The organism is Capnocytophaga sp. oral taxon 903 (assembly GCF_013394785.1).
GTDB lineage: Bacteria > Bacteroidota > Bacteroidia > Flavobacteriales > Flavobacteriaceae > Capnocytophaga > Capnocytophaga ochracea.
On sequence record NZ_JABXYW010000002.1, the window covers coordinates 1,085,916 to 1,106,418 of the forward strand.

Annotated in this window: 10 protein-coding genes; all 10 read right to left on the reverse strand. The window is 43.1% G+C overall.

Features of this window, described 5'->3' with window-relative positions:
• Positions 1-25: 25 nt before the first annotated feature.
• The 10 genes from HW279_RS04565 to HW279_RS04610 all read right to left on the reverse strand — a co-directional run bounded on the left by HW279_RS04565 (position 26) and on the right by HW279_RS04610 (position 20,392).
• Positions 26-2,092, reverse strand: a complete 2,067-nt coding sequence (locus HW279_RS04565; protein ID WP_178958140.1) for a beta-galactosidase — start codon at positions 2,090-2,092, stop codon at positions 26-28.
• A gap of 43 nt (positions 2,093-2,135) precedes the next feature.
• Positions 2,136-6,179, reverse strand: a complete 4,044-nt coding sequence (locus HW279_RS04570) for a two-component regulator propeller domain-containing protein (RefSeq protein WP_178958141.1) — start codon at positions 6,177-6,179, stop codon at positions 2,136-2,138.
• Between the two features lie 506 nt (positions 6,180-6,685).
• Positions 6,686-9,745 (reverse strand): glycoside hydrolase family 2 TIM barrel-domain containing protein, encoded by a 3,060-nt coding sequence (locus HW279_RS04575; RefSeq protein WP_178958142.1) that lies wholly within the window; start codon positions 9,743-9,745, stop codon positions 6,686-6,688.
• A 24-nt stretch (positions 9,746-9,769) separates the two neighbouring features.
• Positions 9,770-12,082 (reverse strand): glycoside hydrolase family 3 N-terminal domain-containing protein, encoded by a 2,313-nt coding sequence (locus HW279_RS04580; protein ID WP_178958143.1) that lies wholly within the window; start codon positions 12,080-12,082, stop codon positions 9,770-9,772.
• Positions 12,083-12,229: 147 nt separating this feature from the next.
• Positions 12,230-13,642, reverse strand: a complete 1,413-nt coding sequence (locus HW279_RS04585; protein WP_178958144.1) for a cellulase family glycosylhydrolase — start codon at positions 13,640-13,642, stop codon at positions 12,230-12,232.
• Positions 13,643-13,735: 93 nt separating this feature from the next.
• Entirely contained in the window at positions 13,736-14,125 is a 390-nt protein-coding gene (locus HW279_RS04590; protein ID WP_178958145.1) for a hypothetical protein, read from the reverse strand.
• A gap of 201 nt (positions 14,126-14,326) precedes the next feature.
• A complete protein-coding gene (locus HW279_RS04595) occupies positions 14,327-14,815 on the reverse strand; it encodes a hypothetical protein (protein WP_178958146.1) in 489 nt (162 codons plus the stop codon).
• Between the two features lie 742 nt (positions 14,816-15,557).
• Entirely contained in the window at positions 15,558-18,014 is a 2,457-nt protein-coding gene (gene galA, locus HW279_RS04600) for a beta-galactosidase GalA (RefSeq protein WP_178958147.1), read from the reverse strand.
• Positions 18,015-18,803: a glycoside hydrolase family 16 protein gene (locus HW279_RS04605; protein WP_178958148.1), complete on the reverse strand. Its 789-nt coding sequence runs from the start codon at positions 18,801-18,803 to the stop codon at positions 18,015-18,017.
• 32 nt (positions 18,804-18,835) lie between these two features.
• Positions 18,836-20,392 carry a DUF1735 domain-containing protein gene (locus tag HW279_RS04610; RefSeq protein WP_178958149.1) on the reverse strand — a complete coding sequence of 519 codons (1,557 nt, stop codon included), beginning with the start codon at positions 20,390-20,392 and terminating at the stop codon, positions 18,836-18,838.
• Positions 20,393-20,503: the final 111 nt, after the last annotated feature.

Here is a 20,503-nt window from a genome sequence, read left to right on the forward strand (position 1 = left end):
AAAAAACATCAATATTAATTTGTATCTATTTCCAAAGAATCACCAACGTTTCTTCAGAGGATAGGCGTGCGGTGTTAGCTGTTGCACTTCCTCCCTTATCCGCAAAAACGACCGAAGGATTTACTCCTTTGGGGCAACGCAATGCCACTGAGGTAGCTTGTGGGCGTTTGTTAATGAGTATCGTAAGATATTGATTGCCTTTTTGCATTGTATACATTTGCACTCCTTTTTGGTAAGTTTCAAACTGAAAAGGGACTGTAGCTTGCGCTTCGGCGAGTAGCAAATGCGAAAGCGCTTCCCCTTTGCCACTGCGCAAAGCGCCCAACCCCAATAGTGATGGAAACCAAAAGGTCTCTCCCCTCGTAAAGCGATGTCGCGTTGCCAACACACTATTCCCCTCTTGGGCAACTATTTGTCCTTGAGTATTGTAGATACTTCCTTTCCAAAGATGGGCGGGCAGGGGTGCGTTTTGGTAATTTACACTGAAATCGGTAGGGAGGCATTTTACTTCTTTCAGAGCTCCTCCCAATACATCTTGTAGCGGAAATCCTGTGTGATGTAGGGCAAACATATTTTCGTCGTAGAACCCGCTGAGTCCTTCCATTATCAGTTTGCCACCATTGCGTACAAAGTTGCGCAGGGGTTCCCAATAACGCGATGGGAGGCTTATTTGTCCTGATAAAATAATCGTTTCGCCTTTGTAAGAGGGTTTGTTCCAGTTGAACTCATCAAAGCACTGAAACTGACTATTGATACCGTTTTCAAGTAGAGTTTCGTACATTGCAAACGCCGATTTCATAGCGCCTCCCGTGTTTCTGCCCTCGTAATCATTGTTGGTATTATCATTTAGTTGCGCTTTCTTTTCTACCCAAAGTGTTTCGCGGGTATAGAGGATATGAATGTTGGCTACTACGGGTTTAAATTTGCTATTGTTGATTTTTCGGAGTGTTTTGGCAACTTCGGAGGCAGCAATGAGTCGGTCGGTAGGTTGGTTTTGGAAATCTACGAGCGCCCATTCACCTGCTTCATCGCCTACAGCACGTGGGTTTAAGCACCAAAACAAGATGTGTTCAGCTCCGTTGCCAATGCTCGTCCACAGCCATTGGGTGATTTCTTCTTTGGTAGGACAGAAGGCTTTATAACCGCTGAAAGTGTTGTTGCCTCCTTGCAATTCGGTTACCCAAAAGGGCAATTCGCCTGCTCCCGAACGTATGATAGCACAATTTGCCCCCAAAGCTGTAGCGTACTGATTTCTGTGAAACATAGTGTAATGCCAACTGGGGTGAGCGGAAGCGCCTAACGAACTGAGGAAGTTGCGCCAAGCAGGGAAGTTGTATTCGGCAATATTGCTAAATATTTGGTGAGAATTGACGTGCAGATAGGCATTAGGGTCGTACTTTTTCACCTCGTTGGCAATCCATTGCAGGTACCAAGTGTTGTAGTGTAGCAAGAACTGTTGAGGGGTGAAATCTACTATTTGTGGGTAGCCTTTGCTGTTGTAAGTAGTAGGTTGTAGTGTTTTGAGCCATTCACTTTTTTGAGCATTGGCAAAAGCATCGTTAGGCACCCAACCCCCAGTGCCAGGTTCGTTCATCAGCACCCAACCATAGAGGGCAGGAGAGGTTTTGAAATGGGTTACTACTTGCTTGATATACGTAGCAATTTCTTGTAGATGCGATTGCGAATAAGGGTGCTTAAAGCCTCCTAACGAATTGTCGGGGGCAGCGGGAAAGAGCGTGCCTACAATCTTCACATTGTACCGCTCTGCTGCTTTAAAAGCCTTGTCAAAAAGAGAGAAATCCCAAGTACCGTCGGGGCGCTTCATATAGTTTTCGAACATACGAATGCGGCAACAGTTCATTTGGTGCTCGCTGAGGAGTTTGAACCAAGTATTTATCTCCTCATCGGTTTGACCAGACTCTATGAACACCTGTGCACCAATGGGTGATACATAGGGTTGCGCTTTCACAGTGGTAGTGATGGAGGCAATCCCAAGGCATAAAAGCCATATATAACTTCTTAAAAACATACAAATACTTTTTTGGTGGTACATTTTGTGCTGCAAAGGTAAGGTGATAAAGCATTTATCCACTTATCTTTTCTTTTATAAAACTTATCAAATTAGCTTATACGCTTCACATTTCACTTTCCCCTTTCAAATACTCTCTCGGTGAGACATTGTAGAACTTCTTAAACGAGCGACTGAAATTCGATAGCTCTTGGTAACCCACCTTATAGGCTACTTCCGAGATGTTCAAATTGCCTTGCTTCATCAGTTGGGCAGCGGCGGTCATACGTATTTGTACAATCACGTTGTAAGGGGTGGTGTTCATAATGGCTTTTACCTTTTTAAAGAGTTGGTTAGTGCTCATATTTAGGGCATCGGCGAGGGCATCGATACCAAACTCGGGGTCGCTGAGGTGTTCCATTACAATGTTGTTCACTTTATCTACAAACTCTTTTTTCCAAGGTTGCCCAATGAGTTTTTCGCGGTACACATTCAGGTCAGATGAAGAGCTGTACTGTTCCCACAGCTTCTTGCGCGAAAGCAGTATATTTTCGATGCGCTTGCTGAGGATTTTAGCCGAAAAAGGTTTGGTAATATAGTCTTCCACTCCCAAACTGTACCCCTCTACCACTTGCGATTCCTTGTCTAAGGCGGTGAGCAAAATGATAGGAATATGGTTTGTTTTTTCGTTGGCGCGCAGTTTTTTTACCATTGAAATGCCATCGCGTTTAGGCATCATAATATCCGATACGATAAGGTCGGGGATATGGGCAATTGCCAATTCTAAGCCCTCTTCGCCGTCGCGTGCCAAGAGTACGTGGAAATGCTCGTTGAGAATGTGCTGTATATAATCGCGCATATCGTCGTTGTCTTCCACTACCAAAATAGTCTCTTCCTTGTCGGTTGCATTTTCTTGTGGAGCTATTTCTTTTACCGCTTGGGTAGTGTCTATCTGTTGCAAGGTGATAGACGCCTCGTCGTGGAGTTGTGGCACATCTAAAATAGGCAACAATACCGTGAAGGTAGCCCCTTGTTTTTCTTCACTTTCTACCTCTATATGTCCTTGGTGTAGGTCGACGAGGTCTTTGGTAAAGGCGAGCCCTAAGCCAGCCCCCTCGTTGTGGAGTTCTTTTTGACGTTTGAATTGCAAGAAAGCGGTAAAGAGCTGTTTTTGTTCTTCTTTGGAGATGCCAATGCCTGTATCGGCTATCTTTATTTGCAAAAACTTCTGCTGATTTTGCACCACAGTGGCAATGAGTACGGTGATTGCACCTTTTTCGGGGGTGTATTGGAAGGCATTTCCGATGAGATTGTAGAGAATTTTGTCTAATTTATCGGCATCAAAAGGCATCCACAAGCTGGTCATTGTACTTTTTATGGTGTATTGTATTTGTTTTTCTAAAGCCAGATAAGCAAAGGTTTCACTCACTCCTTTCACAAATTTCACCACATCGTCGTATTGCAAATTCAGCTCTAATTTGTTTTTTTCTAACTTTCTAAAATCAAGTAATTGGTTGATGAGGCGCATCAGTTTTTGGGCGTTGCGCAACATCATTGTATACTTATCTTTGTATTCCTTAGGAGAGTTCTCATCATCTACCATTTGGTTCAGCGGACCTACAATAAGTGAAAGCGGTGTTTTGAACTCGTGAGAGATATTAGAGAAAAAGTTGGTTTTCATCTCGTTGATTTCGTACATACGCTGTGCTTCCAATTGCGAGATACGCAGGTTTTGCTTGTCTCTTTCCTTGATGGTGTAATACTTGACGATAAGCACGAGTAAGCCTACCCCCAGCAAGGCATAGAGGATATAAGCCCAAGTTGTACGCCAAAGCGGAGGGGCTACTACTATCTTAATTGTAGTAGGTTTTTCGCTCCATACCCCGTCGTTGTTAGTGGCTTTTACTTTGAAAATGTAAGTACCTGGGTTGAGGTTTGTATAGGTAGCGATGCGCTCGGAAGTGTCGTAAATCCAATCGCTGTCGAAACCTTCGAGCATATAGGCGTATTGGTTTTTGAAAGAGGCGCGGTAGTTTAATGCCGAAAAACGGAACGATATTACTGATTGCCAATGTTTCAGGTGAATGCTTTGGGTCTCATCTATCACCTCGGTGAGCACCCCGCCTTCTTCTGGTCGTACCGATTTGTTGAATATTTGAAAATCGGAAATTACTACTTTGGGTTGGGTTTGGTTAAGGGTAAGCTGTTGAGGATAGAAAGTATTAAAACCGTCCTTTCCTCCAATGAGTAGCTCGCCGTCTTTGGCTTGTGCAAAAGCCCCTAATTGAAAGCCCGAATTTTGCAATCCGTCGTACTCGTTGAACACTTGAAACTGCTGGCTTTTTGGGCTGTATTTCAGTACTGCCGAAGGGGTACTCATCCACAGATTGCCACTGTTGTCTTCTGCCAAACCGAAAATAGGGTCGCCATAGTCGGTGCCTTTACGGCAAATGAGCTCAAAGCGTTCGGTTTTCTTGTCGAACTTGTGTAGCCCTCCTTTGGTGCCTATCCACAAGGTGCCGTCCTTGCTCTCGTGGATAGCCGTAATAAAGTCATTGCTCAGGGTGTGTGTGTTGTTTTTTAGGGCTGTATAGGTCTGTTTGAGTTTTAGGTCGCGGGTGTAACAACGCAAGCCTTTTTCGGTGCCTACCCACAAAAGAAGGTCTTGGTCGCGGTGAATTACGTGGGTTTTATCTTCGGGGTAGATAATGTTCTTGCTTTCGAATAGCGGGGTAAAAACACCCGTAGCGGGCTGGTAGTTGACAGCCCCCAACTCGGTAGCAAGCCAAAAGGAATGATCCCAATCTTTGGTAATTTGATAGACGTTGCGGTAGGTGTAGTTCGTACCGGTAGGCACTGGAATGGGTACTTGACTAAAACTGTTGGACGAAGGGTTGTACTTAATGAGGTAATTGGCGTAGTTGCCTATCCAAATATTGCCTTCGGCATCTTCACAAAAAGCCTGATAGAGCTGGGTATTAGGGTTGTAGGACTGGTTGCTAAAAGCGGTGAGTGTCTTTCTGTCGGGGTTGAGTTTATCAATATGGTTTAAGCCACCTAACCAGAGGTTGCCTTTGCTGTCCTTAAAGATAGCGCGCACTTGTTTTTCCGAAAGAAAATTCTTGTACCTCACCCATTTGAATTGGGAAGGGGTAGGACTAAAATAGTAAATCCCTGAGGCGGTACTCACCCACATCAGTTGGCTTTTATCTCGGTAGATGTGATTCACACTTTCATTAGCGAGTTGCGGGTTTTGCAAGTCGGTAATGGAGTGAGTGTTTTTGTTGAGGAGTTTGATGCCCTCGTTGGTCTCTATCCAAATGTTGTGCTGACCGTCATCGGCGACCGAAAGCACGTTCACATTATGCGTGCAATGGGTTGCGCCACACACCGCATAACGTTGGTAGTTTTTTGTTTTTTCATTTAAGCTATACAAACCACCGTGAGCTGATGATACCCAAACAGTGCCTTCTGGGTCTTTGTAGAGGTTGAAAATGTGCTTGCATACCTTCTCATCAGTGTCGTTTGTATGCCAATAAGGGTGTAGCTCAAATTGTTTTTCCTTGCGGTTAAAACGGTACACCCCACCACCCCACGAACTGAGTATGAGCGTGCCATTGGTCGCTACCATACCCGTAAGGGCGTTGTTCAGGGGTTGGGAAGTGCCTTTTTCTCGGATGTCGTAATGAGTGAAAACTCCTGTTTTGGGGTTGAGCATATCCAGTCCGCCACGGTCTACGGCTATCCAAATCATACCCGCTTCGTCCTCTACTATGCCTGCTACATCGTTATAGCTGAGGCTATTACTCCCTTTTTGATGTTTGTAGGTGGTGAAGATACCCGTGCGCAGGTTCAGTTTACTGAGTCCTTCGCCTTTTAAGCCAATCCAAAGGTTATGCTGACTGTCTTCAAACAAACACCTGATAGAGTTCCCTGCAAGGCTGTTCTTCTGGGTGCTATTGTGTTTATACACAGTGATATCATAGCCGTCGAACTTGTGCAAACCGTCATCAGTGCCTATCCATATAAAGCCTTTTGAGTCCTGCAACATACTGGTAACCTCATTGCTTACCAATCCGTTGTGGGTGGTGATTTTGGATAGATACGCCCAGTCCTGCGCTGAGAGCAACGCAGGAAATAACGCCCATATTATGTAGAGTAGTTTTCTCATTTCCAAATTTGCTAATTCTCTAATTTTTCTTCCCCTTCCCCGTCACCACATTCCCCCTCTCCTTGGGAGAAGTCTCCGAATAGGAGAGTATGTGAACGGGGTGAGGATTCTCTTTCTTTCGCCTCGAAACCCCGTTTTTAACATTTTTTGCGTTGTTGTATCACAGTATGAATCAACTACTTATATACCCTTCCTATACCAATCGTCCAAGATTCGTATAAGCTTCCTATAAGCTCTCTATAATCTAACCCCACCCTCCTTACACCCTTTTTTCACCAAAATCCCTCTTAACCTTCTTCCGAACTTTTCCGTTTCCTTCCGAATTTCTCAACCCTCCCCATTTCCTCATTCTCTCATTTTCTAATTTGCTAATTCCCAAAAGTTACTTCACAAGGCGTAGCCTTGATTTTGTTTAATTTCTGAGACACAGCCTCATTCCTCTAACTCAAGCTCGCGCCTCATTTTCTCATTTTCTCATTTTCCCATTTCCAAATTTCCTAATTTTCTCATTTCCCCCCTACCTGAATGCTAAATTCGTAATGATAATACGGTTGGTTGAGCAAAAATTCTTTATGTACGCGTGGCGACCAACTGTCGTCTCCTCCTACACCCATTTGAGCCTCATCGATGTGCAAATAAGTGTGGTCTCCACGGCGCAGTTCTTGGGTTTCTTTGGATTGGTTCAGCGCGTCGTCTGAATAGTCTTGCACGTTGAAATTAAAGAGTTTAGGAGCACTGATGTACAGTTCGGTAGTACCCGAAAGGAGTTTGAGCCAACGGGTATCGGTATGGTTACCGTTTTCAGAAGGCATCACATAAGGGAAGTGCATATCCTTTACTGCACCGCTGTGAATACCCACAAAAGCCGATTCTTTTCTATCGGCATAAGTTTCATAAGGACCTTTGCCGTACCATTCTACTTTGTTAAAACTCTTGTCGAGCGTTAGGAGCATTCCCACTCTTGCCAAAGGAGGCACAGAGGCAGGCACTTCCACATTTGTGTTAATATCAATACGCCCGTCTCCATTGATGAGGTAAGTTACTTGTTGGCTGATATTGCCCGCTTTGGTTTCAATGCGGTTGTGTGCTACTATCTTCACTTGGGTTTCCCCTATGGGCGTAGCTTTCATTTCGGTAGCTGTTACCGTAGCTTCTTTTAGTCCTGCTTTGCGCCAAGCTGAGGCATAGGAGTGCTCAAAACCACCTTCATCGTTATCGGTAGGCACACGCCAAAAAGAGGGCACCATCGCTTCTGAAAGTAAATTTTTCCCTTTATGCGTAAATTGACTTAAACCGCCTGTTTTTTTGCTGAATACGGCTGTAAAATTGTCGCCTTTTACGGTGAAGTTTGTAGCTTCGTCAGTAAAGGTTAGTTTTTTATCGGAAGGCTTGGTGAGTTCTCTCTCAACACGGTTAGGAAAGGCAAGTTGTTCTTTGGCTACTTCAAAATCTTTTGAAGCCCAAGCAGTAGCCTTTTTATTCTTAAAACGGAAGTTCATAAAGTATTCCTTGCCGTTTTGTACTAATTTTGTATCGAAAGGTATTTGTAGGGCTCTTTGGCTTTGTGGGGCAATGTTCAAGTCGTTGATTACCCCATTGGCGATAGACTTTCCATTCTCGATAAGTTCCCATTGCAAATACACCTCATCGCTATTTACAAAGTAGTTGCTATTGCTGATAAGCACCAGACCTGTGTTGATATCAATATCCTTTACATTGAAATACTGATATACCTTTTTCAGTTCGTGCATTTCTGGTTGAGGAACGCCAGTGGCATTTACCAATCCGTCGTTCACATTTGCCTTGTCGATATGATTGATGATGTTCCAATACTCTTTGCCGTTCTTATCTTTGCAACGCAACGCTTGATCTTTCCAGTCCCACGTAAAACCACCTTGGTAGCGCTCATTGGTAGCAAAAAGCTCCCAATACTTGCGGAAGTTGCCTAAGCTGTTACCCATAGAATGGGCATATTCGCAAATAATCACAGGGCGTTTAGGGTCTTCGGTAAAGAGATTGTTCAGGTGGTTGAGCTCGGTGTACATATTAGAGATGATATCGTAATGCGAGAGCACGCCTGCATAAGCAGGGTTTTTGGATTCGTAGTGCACGGGGCGCTTTTGAGGGTCGAGGGCTTTTATCGCTTCGTAAGCCGCATCGAAGTTCTTACCCCAACCCGATTCATTCCCCATCGACCAATAGATGATACAAGGGTGGTTCTTGTCGCGGGCAACCATATTCACATTGCGCTCCACGATATCTTTTTGCCATTCGGGGCGTTCGCCTATGTAGTAGCCACTCTCCCACAATCCGTGGCTCTCGATATTAGCTTCGTCTACCACATATAAGCCATATTCGTCGCAGAGGGTATACCACTCAGGCTGATTGGGGTAGTGAGAGGTGCGCACCGCATTGATGTTATGCGTTTTCATCAGGATAATATCGTCAATCATCGATTGGCGGGTGATGGTGCGACCATTATAAGGGTCGAACTCGTGGCGGTTCACTCCTTTAAACTTCACAGGCTTGCCATTCACAAGGAGCAATCCGTTGCTTAGTTCAATCTTCCTAAATCCTACATTTTGAGTAAACGATTGTAACACTTTGCCTTTGGCGGTGAGCAAACTGAGTTCCACTTTGTAGAGGTTAGGGGTTTCGGCAGTCCATTTCAACGGATTTTTTACAGCTATTTGGGCACTAACGGTAGCTTCTTTTCCTGCAGCAATATCCGTAATAGAGGCTTTTTCAGTGCCTATCACATTGCCTTTGCTGTCTTTAAGGGTGGTTTGTACCACAAGGGCTTCACTTACTTTTTCGCCTAAATTCTGTACCTCTACTTGCACCTGCAAGGTAGCATCGCGGTATTGCGCATCGAGCTGAGGATAAACCGAAAAGTCACGCATACGCAACTCGGGGGTAGCAAAGAGGTATACATCGCGATAAATACCGCTGAGTCGCCAAAAGTCTTGGTCTTCTATATAACTGCCGTCCGACCAGTTCAAGACTTCTACATACAGCTCGTTTTTGCCTTTTTTTAGGTAAGGAGTGATGTTGAACTCGGCAGGTAGCATTGCATCTTCGTGATAGCCCACTTGCTTACCATTGATGAACAACTCCATTGCCGATTGCACTCCCGCAAAGTGAATGAACACCTGTTCGCCTTTCCATTTGTTAGGCACAGTGAACTGCGTTCTATACACTCCCGTAGGGTTATAGTCCTTAGGGGTGTAAGGAGGATTCATTTCAAACGGATATTTGATATTGGTAAAAACAGGAGGGTCATATCGGTTGCTTTGCAGTTGCCAATTTGAAGGTACTTTTATAGCGTCCCATTGGGTAATGCCTTTGCCCAAAAAGAAATCGGCAGGCACTTGTGAAGGGTGCTTGAAGTAGGCAAACTGCCAATTGCCGTTGAGGAGTACTTTTCCAGCCGGCTCATAGTGGCTATGGCTTTTTTCGGTGTTGATACTGCTTACCGCTAAGTTTTCCCAATCGTGGGTTTGCGCTATGCTGAGGCTACTCGCCAAAGCAAGTACTGATAAGAATAAGGTACGTTGTATTCTCATAATCGTTTACTATTTTATGGTTTGTTATTCTTCTATTGTAAAATGTTGTTCGTTACTATTATCGGCAGAATGTAAGCCCACCCACAGCAGGCACTCGCTGGGCTCAGTGTCCTTTTTCCCATTGATGCCGTAAAAGGCAAGAGCTTCAGAAGGCAGTTCAAAACGGACTTGTTTGCTTTCACCTGCTTTGAGAGGGATTTTCTGAAACCCTTTCAATTCCTTTACGGGGCGACTAACACTTGCTACTAACTGTCGAGTATAGAGTTGTACCACTATTTCGCCCTCAGTTGTTCCTGTATTCTGCACAGAGGCATTTACTATAATGCTATCGTTATAGCGTTTTATACTTTTTTTATTCAGATGCACATTACTAATAGCAAAGGTAGTATAGCTGAGTCCGTAACCAAAAGGATAAAGAGGCGTAATGGAACTATCCAAATATCCTGCGTTATAATGAGGACGGTGGTCTACTTCTTCATTGTTTGTATATACAGGTCGCCCTGTGCTCTTGTAGTTGTAGTAAATAGGAATTTGCCCTACACTGCGTGGGAAAGACATCGTTAAGTGTCCCGAAGGATTCACATCGCCTGCTATCACATCAGCAATGCCATTGCCCCCTTGCGTACCAGGAAACCATGCTTGCAAAATAGCTTGTACATTCTCGTTTTCCCAAGAAAGGTCGAGCGGTCGCCCGCTAAAAGTAACGATAGTTATAGGCTTGTTTATGGCTTTTAGTGCTTCGAGCAATTGGCGTTGTGCTTGAGGCAAACGAATGTCGGTGTGCACCGCTGACTCTCCTGCCCAGCTACTTTGTTCTCCTACGGCTACTAATACCCTATCGGCTTTGCGAGCTATAGCAACCGCTTCTTTGAGTTGTTCTGTTGAAATAGTTGTAAAACCACAGCCTTCGGCATAGAGAAGTTTTACATTTGTACCCTTGTATTTCTCGGTAAGCCCTGTGAGTAAACTCACGCTTTGTTTGCCGTCGCCTAAGCACGTCCAACTGCCGTTGATATCACTTGTGTTGTTCATTATAGGTCCTATTACAGCAATCGTTTTACCGCTATCCTTTTTGATGGGTAACGCTTCAGCTTCGTTTTTCAAGAGTACTACTGACGAAGCAACAGCTTGTCGTGCTACTTTCAGATATTCCTCAGTAAAAGTATTTTCTTTGGCACGGGTTTCATCTAAGTATCGGTAGGGGTCATCAAAAAGACCTAAAAGGAACTTCATTTCCAATATATGCCTTACTGCTTTATCAATTTGATTTTCGGTTACTTTGCCTTCTTTCACTAAGGCACTAAGGTATTTAATAAAGGTTGCCCCGTTCATATCCATTTCTATTCCTGCATTGGCTGAGAGGTTTGCCGCTTGTTTATCATCTTTGGCTACCCCGTGTCGCACCAACTCGTTGATACCTGTGTAATCACTCACTAACAAGCCGTTAAATCCCCATTCTTTGCGAAGCAACTCAGTAAGTAGCCACTTGTCGGCGGTGGCAGGTACTCCGTTTATTTCGTTCAAAGAAGCCATTATACTGCCCACCCCTGCGTTTAGGGTCGCCTCATAAGGAGGTAAATAAACATTGCGCAAGGTGTGCATAGAGAGTTCAGCTGTATTATAGTCCTTTCCTGATTCGGCAGCTCCATAGCCGGCAAAGTGTTTACCGCAAGCTAAAAGCGTGTGAGGACTACTCAACGTTTGCCAATTGTCTCCCCCTTGAAATCCTTTTACGCGTGCTTCGGCAATAAGGCTTCCTAAATAAGGGTCTTCGCCTGCGCCTTCCATTGCGCGTCCCCAACGAGCATCGCGGGTAATATCTACCATAGGGGCAAACGTCCAGTTGATACCATCGGCACTAGCTTCACGGGCAGCGAGTTCAGCTGTTTTGCGCATCAATGCCAAATCCCACGAGCAAGACTCAGCTAACGGAATGGGAAAGATTGTTTTATAGCCGTGAATCACATCTTGACCAAAGAGGATAGGAATACCCAAACGCGTTTGTTCTACCGCTATTTTTTGCAATTTTCGTATACCTGCAACCGAAGTAGCGTTAAAAATACTTCCTACCAAGCCTTTTTCGAGGTAAGGTTGGTACTTGTCAGCCATTACAGGTCCTGTAACCGACCAATCGGCTGAGAATTGCGTCATTTGTCCGATTTTTTCTTCAAGAGTCATTAAACGCAGTACCGAATCTACGCGCTGTTCTATGTGTTTATCGCCACTGAAACTCTTTTGGGAGAGTTTTTCATTATCCAATTTTAGGATAGCAGATGTTGCACAACCTATCATAAGTAACGAAATAAGCGTTTTAAAGATGTGTTTGCTATATCTCATAGATACATTAACGTTTTTATAAAAAACACCTTCCTGCCTGTACCCTTCCCTTGAAATGAGAATTACATATTACTTTGTTTTTATAATTTTGCCCTTTGCTCATCTATCAGGGCAATAAGAAAACTAAGGAAAGAAGACAGGAAGATGCTATGGGTTTTCTAATACCACTACTATCGAACGCTTGAAGGCTGGAATCAATGCCTTTCCGTCATACATAGGCATATGTCGTTCCCATTTATCCGTCCAAGGGTCGTAAACACTGTAATGAGTATATTTTATATTTATAAGGTTAAGTGGTATTTCGAAATCTCGTTTCATTTGGGCAGGACGCCCCTCACGCAACTCTGTTTTCCAATTGTTAGCGAGGTCTCTGCACCACAATATCGTTTTTGTCTTGCCTTTTAGTCCGTAACAGGCTACGGTATTTCTTTTGAAATAAAAGGGTTGCATCGCTTCTTTCACGGGGTCAATTCCTTCAATAGCGTTTTTGAAACGTCCAAAGTGATACCACAGTTGGTTAGGCTCGATATAATGATCCCAATGCCAAGTATTGCCCGAACCTGCACTACCTCCAAAGAAAGGTGCAAAGATAAAATCGTGTAATAAGATACCCTCTGTGTCTTTCGGATAAAGCGACAAAGGCCCTGCGTGGTTAGGGTTTACAGCTCCTATCTCATTGATGATAACAGGCTTGGGGTCGTTTTTGGTAAATGTCAATCCCATAGCTACGGCATCGGTTGCTAAAGCACTCACAGCTCCTTTCACTATCGGGTATTGATGCCACTTATCGCCCTCGTCTAAATAACGGTGAATGCTCAAAAACTCGTTGTCAGGTATTACTGCTAACTTCTTGTAGTAGTCGTCCATATAAGGGGCGTGCATACTGCCTAAGGTTTGGGTAACCAACTGATTAGGGCATAACTTTTTCACTTTACCGAGCATCTCTTCGGTAAAAGGTAGCCACTCTGCTTCGGGGACTGCTGAATCCATTTCGTTCCACAACTCCCACCCATATACATACGGGTGGTTTTGGCATTTTTTAGCAATCGCTCTGAGGCGTTTTAAGTAGGACTTTTTCCCTTTTTTAGTACTTACATACTCGCTTACATTCTTGAACTTGGTAGCTAATGAATAGCTGTTACACCAAGAAGCCTCAGGTGAGATGTTATTAGAGATAGTACGCAAGTGATGCAGGGTGAATTTAAGGTAAATATGATACTTTTCTGCAAGTTGCAGCAACTGTTCTATACGCGCTAACTTCTCAGGATTGTATTTTCCTTCCCTTTGGTCTTCTATTTCTAAGAACTCAGTGCTTATCCAAATGCGCATTGCATTTCCACCATTCTCGGCAAAGTGTTTAAAGTACTTTTCTACCTCTTCAAAATTATGCGATGGTAGATAATTGGTGCTAATAGGAATCCACGTCGCACCGTTTTTTTCAAAATAGCGCGGGTGGGTTTTGCTTACCGTTATATTTGCTTGTGCCAAACATAGCAGACAGCTTAGGCAAAGCATTAAAAACAAAGCACTTCTTAGTGTTTTATGTAGGGTTATGTTCATTTTAAATCAAGTAATAGGTAACAAGTTTTAAAAACGTTTTTGTTTTCATATGTAATAGTCTTTTTTATTACTTATTGTTTTATGAGAGTCGTTTTATAACACTTCTATTTTAGTTAAAGTAATATGATTATAACTATAAGTTGCTGGGTGAATCCATTTTTTACAAAGAGTTTTTACCTCTCCTTGAATTTTCACTTTTATAGTAGTGCCCTCTTCCTTATATTTTAAATCTCTTATTTTTTGAGGTAAAATATCCTCATTGCAAACTATAAAAAAATGAAACCCCTTGCCTATCCAAAATGTATTAGGATAATAAGTATTTTGATTGTTTGCATAACTTATTTCTTTTTCAAGAGATTCTTTAATAGTCCAAACAGTAGGACTATTGCACCCACAATCTTCTTGTGGAGGAGTCTCTTTTTTTGAGCAACCGCACTCCACTATTGCCAATAACAGTAGTGCTAAAAACGTTTTTGTTTCCATAATGCTTTATTTTTATAAGTGGTGTTTTTATTTGTCTTACGAAATTCAATCGTACAGAAAGCAGGCAGGTTATTCTGATGAGCCTCTCAGACTCCCTCCAACAAATCTGCTAATAATCCCGTGTGACTCACACCCTCATTTGCTCATTTCCAAATTTCCTAATTCTCTAATTTTCCCACCTGTCTTGCTACGACCTCGTGCCTAAATATCTTTGTTCACTTCAAGAGGCAACACTTCTACGGTTACAGTAGCGTTTTCAGGTAGTTTTTGTACTACCGCACCGTAGTATAACACTACTGGTCCAAATAGTCCAAGTAAGTCGAGGTCTACCGTAAGCACGTAGCTATTATTGTTTTTCTTGCTAAACCTACATTTCGCCTGTGCCATTTCAGAAAGTCCTTTTCTTCCTATGATAAGAGTCTGTGTACCGAAATCAATATCGTTAAATTCCTTTATAGTACTGAGGTCGGTATTAGGGAAGAGAGCTTGTAGAGCTTCTTTATTTTGCACAACTCGGTAACCATCTTGGGTAAGGGCAAAATTCACAAAACTATGCTCAGGTGTATTTTCTACAGTCGCAAAACTCTTAACCATTACAGCTTCAGGGAATGTTGTTTCCTCTTCTGTTTTAGAACAACCGCAAGCTGTTATCACCAATAACAACATTGCTAAAAATGCTTTTGTCTTCATATATAATTGTTTTTAAGATTACTTACTGTTCTTTTCAATTCCTGCACCAAAGCATTTTCTATTATAAAAATACTCTTTGGCAGAAAGTCCTCCTTTGGGATTGTCGGCAACAGTCGAGTATGTATATAGGGTGATGTTTCACCATATTTCCTTCGTCATTCGTCCCTCGTCATTCGTCATTTCTTCCCTTTTCTTTCGCCTCGAAACCTCGTTTTTACCATTTTTTGTATCGCTGTATCATACTATTAATCAATAATTTATATACCCTTCCTATACCAATCGTCCAAGATTCGTATAAGCTTCCTATAAGCTCTCTATAAGCTAACCCCACCCTTCTCATAGCCCTTTTTCATCAAAAAGTCTCTTAGTCTCCTTCTGAAAATCTTCGTTTCCTTCCGCACGACTCAACCCTCCCCCATTTGCTAATTCTCTAATCTGCTAATTTTCTCCGCCCGTCGTGCTACGACTGCCTGTGCGGCTCGCACCTTTGGCAAAGTTAATTCTTTCCGCTGGATTACAAGGCACAGCCTCATTCCTCTAACACAACCTCACTCCCCATTTCCTCATTTCCTCATTTCCTAATTCACACCACAAAGTTATAAAATATTTGTCAATACAGCAATATGCTCTCTCACTTTTCTCTCTAAGTCAGTTTTTTCCTTTATTTATTCTTCGTTCAAGCCTTAACTTACTTTTTACTCACATACCCAGCTCTGAACCCTCGCAGGCTTTACTTTTTACCTTAATTCATTCTCACCACCGCCTCTTTCAGTCCGTTACTTGTAGCGCGTAGCTGTACCTTTCCGCCTTTTTCACCTGAGCGGATAATCACTTGGCATTTGCCATTGAAAAGTTTGCGCTCTACACGCTCTCCTTCGGCAAAAGTATCTTTCTCGTGCGAACTGGGGTCGCCGTTTCCTACTCCTATAATGCGAGCATCTCCTGTAAGCTGAAACTGTATAAGGGCATCGGCATTGGGTACTTCACGTCCTTTTTTATCTACTACACTCACGTTCACTACTACGGCATCTTGCTTACCGGCTTTCAGTTGTGTTTTATGAGGAGAAAGCACAATCGCAAAGGGTTTTTCGGTAGTAGTTATTTCGGAGGTAATCCGCTTCCCATTCTTAGTGCCTACCGCTTTCAGCGTACCTTTTTCGTAGGGTACTTCCCAATATAAGTGTCCAAAAGCAGGTGTTTTTTGTTTGCCGAGCGTCTTTCCGTTCAAGAAAAGTTCCACTTCTTCGGTATTGCTATATACCCACACTTTTACCACAGTGCCTTGGGGCAGATTCAGATTCCAATGAGGGGCTATGTGCAATACGGGCGATTCGCTCCAATGGGCTTTGTAGTAGTAATACACGTTCTTAGGGAAACCACACACGTCCATTACCCCAAAATGCGAACTGATATTAGGCCACGCAAAAGGGGTAGGCTCTCCGCGATAGTCGAAACCCGTCCATACGAAACCGCCCATAAAACGAGTGTCGTTAGCAGTCGTGCTGTACCATTGCTGTGCTTGTGATGCCCAACTGGGGTAACTTTTGTCTTGGTCGAGCAGGTAAGCGCGTAGGGTATCAGCTACAAAATGACCACTGTACCCCCCTGCTTTGTCAAGCACAGTTTCCCGAAGATACACCCCTCGAGTACCCACGGTGCTGGCTACTTCGGTACCGATGATAGGTTGATTAGGGTGTGTTTTTTCATAGTCGGTAAGTCCATAGAGGTTGTAATTGAAGCCTCGTACGGGTATGGCAGCACTCACACCTTCATTTTCATTACCTACGTTGGCGCCATAAGTGCTCACGCGTGAAGGGTCTAAATGCTGTTGTAAACTCACCAACGTACGAGCGATGCGCTCGCCAGTTTCGGTGCTTTGTATTTTTTCTTCTTCATTCCCGATACACCACATAAAAACGCTAGCGTGATTGCGGTCGCGCTTGATAAGGTCTTCAAACTGTTGACGGTATTCTCGCCCGCTGTTTAAGAGTCGGGTTTCGTCCATCACTAATAAACCCAAACTGTCGCAGGCTTGTAACACGGCAGGGCTATGAGGGTGATGGGCAGTGCGGTAGGCATTGGCGCCCATCGCTTTGAGTAACCCGATACGATAATACTGCAATTCGTCTAATAGTGCAGTACCTACGCCGGCGTGGTCTTGATGTACACACACGCCTTTAATTTTCATTTTTTTGTTGTTAAGGTAAAAGCCGTCGGGTTTATAACTAAAAGTGCGTACCCCAAAGCGGGTGTGAATAAGGTCAATGGTCTTTCCGTTGGAAATGATTTTCGTTGTTAAGGTGTACAGATAGGGGTGTTCAGTGTCCCAAAGCTGTGCATTAGGAATGTTAAGGTTACTCTTTACAGTTACTTTTTCATTAGGGGCAAAAGTAGTATTTGTAGATTTGTGAGTAGCTATTACTTTCTTTTCACGGTTAAGAATACTCCATTCCACCTGAAAAGTTTGCGGACTTGTTTCTCGGTTATAAACAGTAGCTTCGGCGTGCATTTCGGCTTGTTTGCCAATGCTTTTGGTATAGATAAAAACCTCTTCGGGGGAAGAGTGAACAGGGCTGTAAGTATTCAGCCACACGTGCCGATAGATACCTGCGCCTTCGTAAAACCAACCCTCGTTTTGAGTAGCGTCTACCCTTACGGTAATCACGTTAGGTTTGCCAAAATGCACCAAATCGGTAATATCGTACTTTATTCCTGTATACCCGCTGAGGAGATGCCCTACATAAATGCCATTTATCCAACACCGACTGTCCCTAAAAATACCGTCGAATTGCAGTTCGATGCGTTTGCCTGCTTCGGATTTGCTGAGGTCAAAGGTTTTTCTATACCAACCGATACTATGCTCGGGGAAGGTACTGCCTAAGGCTTTATATCCGTGTGACCAATCGCCTTTTTCACTAAAAGGGAGAGTTACTGCCCAATCGTGAGGGAGGTCTACGGTTTGCCACGCGCTATCGTCGTAGTCTATGCTCGAAAAGTTAATGCCTTTGGAAAGTGTTTTAGAGAAGTCGTTATACACGCGGTAAAACAAATCTTTAGTAGGGTCGGTAGCGTGCCCTAAGCTGAATTTCCAACCGTTATCTAACAATATATGCTCCCTAATGGCTTGCCCATAGATGGGGTGAGCAAGCCATAGGAGCATACCGATGAGAAAGGGAAGAAACTTGTATGGATATCTCATTTACTTTTTAGGTACATATTTGTATACCTTTACCCAATCTACTTGTAGTTTGAGTTGTTTGGTAAAAGGTTTGTTAATGTCTTTTTCAGTTTGAAAGCATAAATGGTGAGGTGCTTTAGCCATTGCTATAGGGTCTTTAAGAGTCCATTCGAGTTTACCGTCGATGTAAATCTTTATGTACTCAGGAGCCCATTCCATTGCTACAATATGCCAATCGGTTTTGCTGTAGTTGCGAAAGCTCTGTTGATACTGTTGGTCTTTACCAGATACTGCGTAATGGATATAGGTATTCCAAGCGTTGTCCTCGTGATTTGTTTCATAGATGTCGTTTTCGCCATCGTCAGGCCATTTTTCACTCTCAGGCCAAGTAAGTCCTAAACCGCTGGAAGACTTATGAGGATCTTCGTCCATACGTATTCTGAACTCAAACTTGCCGTATTTGTAGATCTTCTTATGGGCTATCCCTCCTGTTATAAACATTCCTTCGCGTTTATAATCTCTGTCGATAAGGCAATTCAAGAAGCCGTCTTTCACTTCTATAGCGTAGGTACGGCGCGTATTCTCAGGTTTGAGTTTACCTTCTTTTTCGAGGTATTCATTGTCGTACACAGCCCAATTATCTGTCTTTAAGGCATTGCCATCGAAGTTGTCTTGGAAGTCTAACACCCATTCAGTAGGGGTTTCAGGCATAGGGTTGTCTTCAATAGGAGCGTCTCCTCCCGATTTGTTACAGGCAGTAAGCCCGCACAATAACATTGTAATAAAACTAAAGGTTGTTGCGTTTTTCATATGTTTTTTAATTATCTATTTAATAAATTCATTTAAGGTGCTTTTTTAATAAAGATATCCGAAAAAGTCAAGTCTTCGTAATTGTTATCCCAGCTACCTATCTTTATCACAAAGTATAGCTTACCACTTTTAGTAGCTGTATAAGTCTTTTCACCTGAAGCTAATTCCGACATCAGTCCGCTTTTAGGTGTTTTGATTTCTCCCGATAGGTCAAACACTTTACCGTCGTTAAAGTCTTTGCCCTCTTCTGGTTCCCACTGACTTATATACACTTGTATCCAGCCCCACGCTTTACCTTTGGCGGTGAGTGTCATATCGTAAGTATAAGTTTCACCTCCGCTTACTTCAATAGGCTGATAAATTACGTGGTTGAGCATCTTTCCTTCGGTGCCCGAAGTGTAATGAATATTACCGTCGGTAATGGTGATATCAGCTTTTTCTGAAAGACCTCCATTGATGCCTTGCAACAGTATTTTCCAAGCGTCTTTCTTGATGCTAGTCTCTACCGGAGGTTTAGGAGGCTTAGGACTATTATCTTTCTTGAATACGATATCAGAGAGGGCTAAATCCTCAAAGTTGTTATCCCAGCTACCTATCTTTATTACAAAGTATAGCGTACCGGTTTTACCAGCGGTATAGGTTTTTTGGTCTTGGATAGATGAAAGTTCGGCAAATGAACCACTCATAGGAGAGGTGATGTTGTTTTGGAGCTCTAATACCTTGCCATTGCCGAAGTCTTTGCCTTCTTCGGGTTCGTGTTCACTCACATACGCTTGTATCCAACCCCACGCTTTTCCTTTGATTTCCACGTGCATATCGTAAGTGTAAGTCTGTCCTTTTTCTACGCTTACTGGTTGATAAATCACGTGGTTGAACTTGCCACCCACTTTACCAGATGAATATTGGATATTACCATCTACGATATTAATCTTAGCATCGGCTGTAATTTTTCCGTCTATACTTTGTTTTAGAATCTTCCAAGCGTCTTTTTTGAGCATATTTTCCACAGGAGGCTTAGGAGGTTCAGGTGGAGTAGGCAAGAACTTCGCCCCGTCAATCACTACAATAGTAGTTGCTTTGTTTTGGAGGATTCTCTCATTGCCATAAATGCTTACTGCCAAAGCGATGCGATTCTTGTAGTAATCGGGGTGGTCGGTAAGGAGCTTTTGCACATCTACGTCCAAGTAAAACGATTCTTCACTTTTACCAGAGGCAACGCTTACGCTTTCAGGTAAAGTGTAAGAGCCTTCGGGTAGTACTACAGCCGGTTTTTTCTCGTCGTTTTTGTACTTTTCTACATAAGCATTAGTAGCTTGTGCGTCAACTTTTACTTTTACAGCAAAGCCATCGGTAGAGAGACCTGAATTTTTCACGCCGAGCACTATTTTCAATTTCTTAGTACCCTCGTCGAAAGTGTAGTTTTCGGAGTTTCCGCCGAAAGGCACATTGTATTCATTACCTCCGTTGTTCAAGGAGGCTTGTGGCATATAGATATTGTTTATACCAGGGTCTTCAAATATATCGTCTTTTTTACAAGCGATGAAGGCTACGAATAGGAGTAGCAATAATGTAATGTTTTTTGTTTTCATATATAAGAGTTTGTCCTCACCCCCTCCTTCTCCCCCTCCCCGAAGGGAAGGGGGAGAGAATCCGCAAAAGCGATGAGGTTTGTTATTCAATTATTTTATCAAATTGACGTA

What these genes read in the sequence shown, in the direction of transcription:
- HW279_RS04570 (WP_178958141.1), bottom strand. Translation starts at nt 6,179, where the DNA reads ATGAGAAAACTACTCTACATAATATGGGCGTTATTTCCTGCGTTGCTC.
- HW279_RS04575 (WP_178958142.1), bottom strand. Translation starts at nt 9,745, where the DNA reads ATGAGAATACAACGTACCTTATTCTTATCAGTACTTGCTTTGGCGAGT.
- HW279_RS04580 (WP_178958143.1), bottom strand. Translation starts at nt 12,082, where the DNA reads ATGAGATATAGCAAACACATCTTTAAAACGCTTATTTCGTTACTTATG.
- HW279_RS04585 (WP_178958144.1), bottom strand. Translation starts at nt 13,642, where the DNA reads ATGAACATAACCCTACATAAAACACTAAGAAGTGCTTTGTTTTTAATG.
- HW279_RS04590 (WP_178958145.1), bottom strand. Translation starts at nt 14,125, where the DNA reads ATGGAAACAAAAACGTTTTTAGCACTACTGTTATTGGCAATAGTGGAG.
- HW279_RS04595 (WP_178958146.1), bottom strand. Translation starts at nt 14,815, where the DNA reads ATGAAGACAAAAGCATTTTTAGCAATGTTGTTATTGGTGATAACAGCT.
- galA (WP_178958147.1), bottom strand. Translation starts at nt 18,014, where the DNA reads ATGAGATATCCATACAAGTTTCTTCCCTTTCTCATCGGTATGCTCCTA.
- HW279_RS04605 (WP_178958148.1), bottom strand. Translation starts at nt 18,803, where the DNA reads ATGAAAAACGCAACAACCTTTAGTTTTATTACAATGTTATTGTGCGGG.
- HW279_RS04610 (WP_178958149.1), bottom strand. Translation starts at nt 20,392, where the DNA reads ATGAAAACAAAAAACATTACATTATTGCTACTCCTATTCGTAGCCTTC.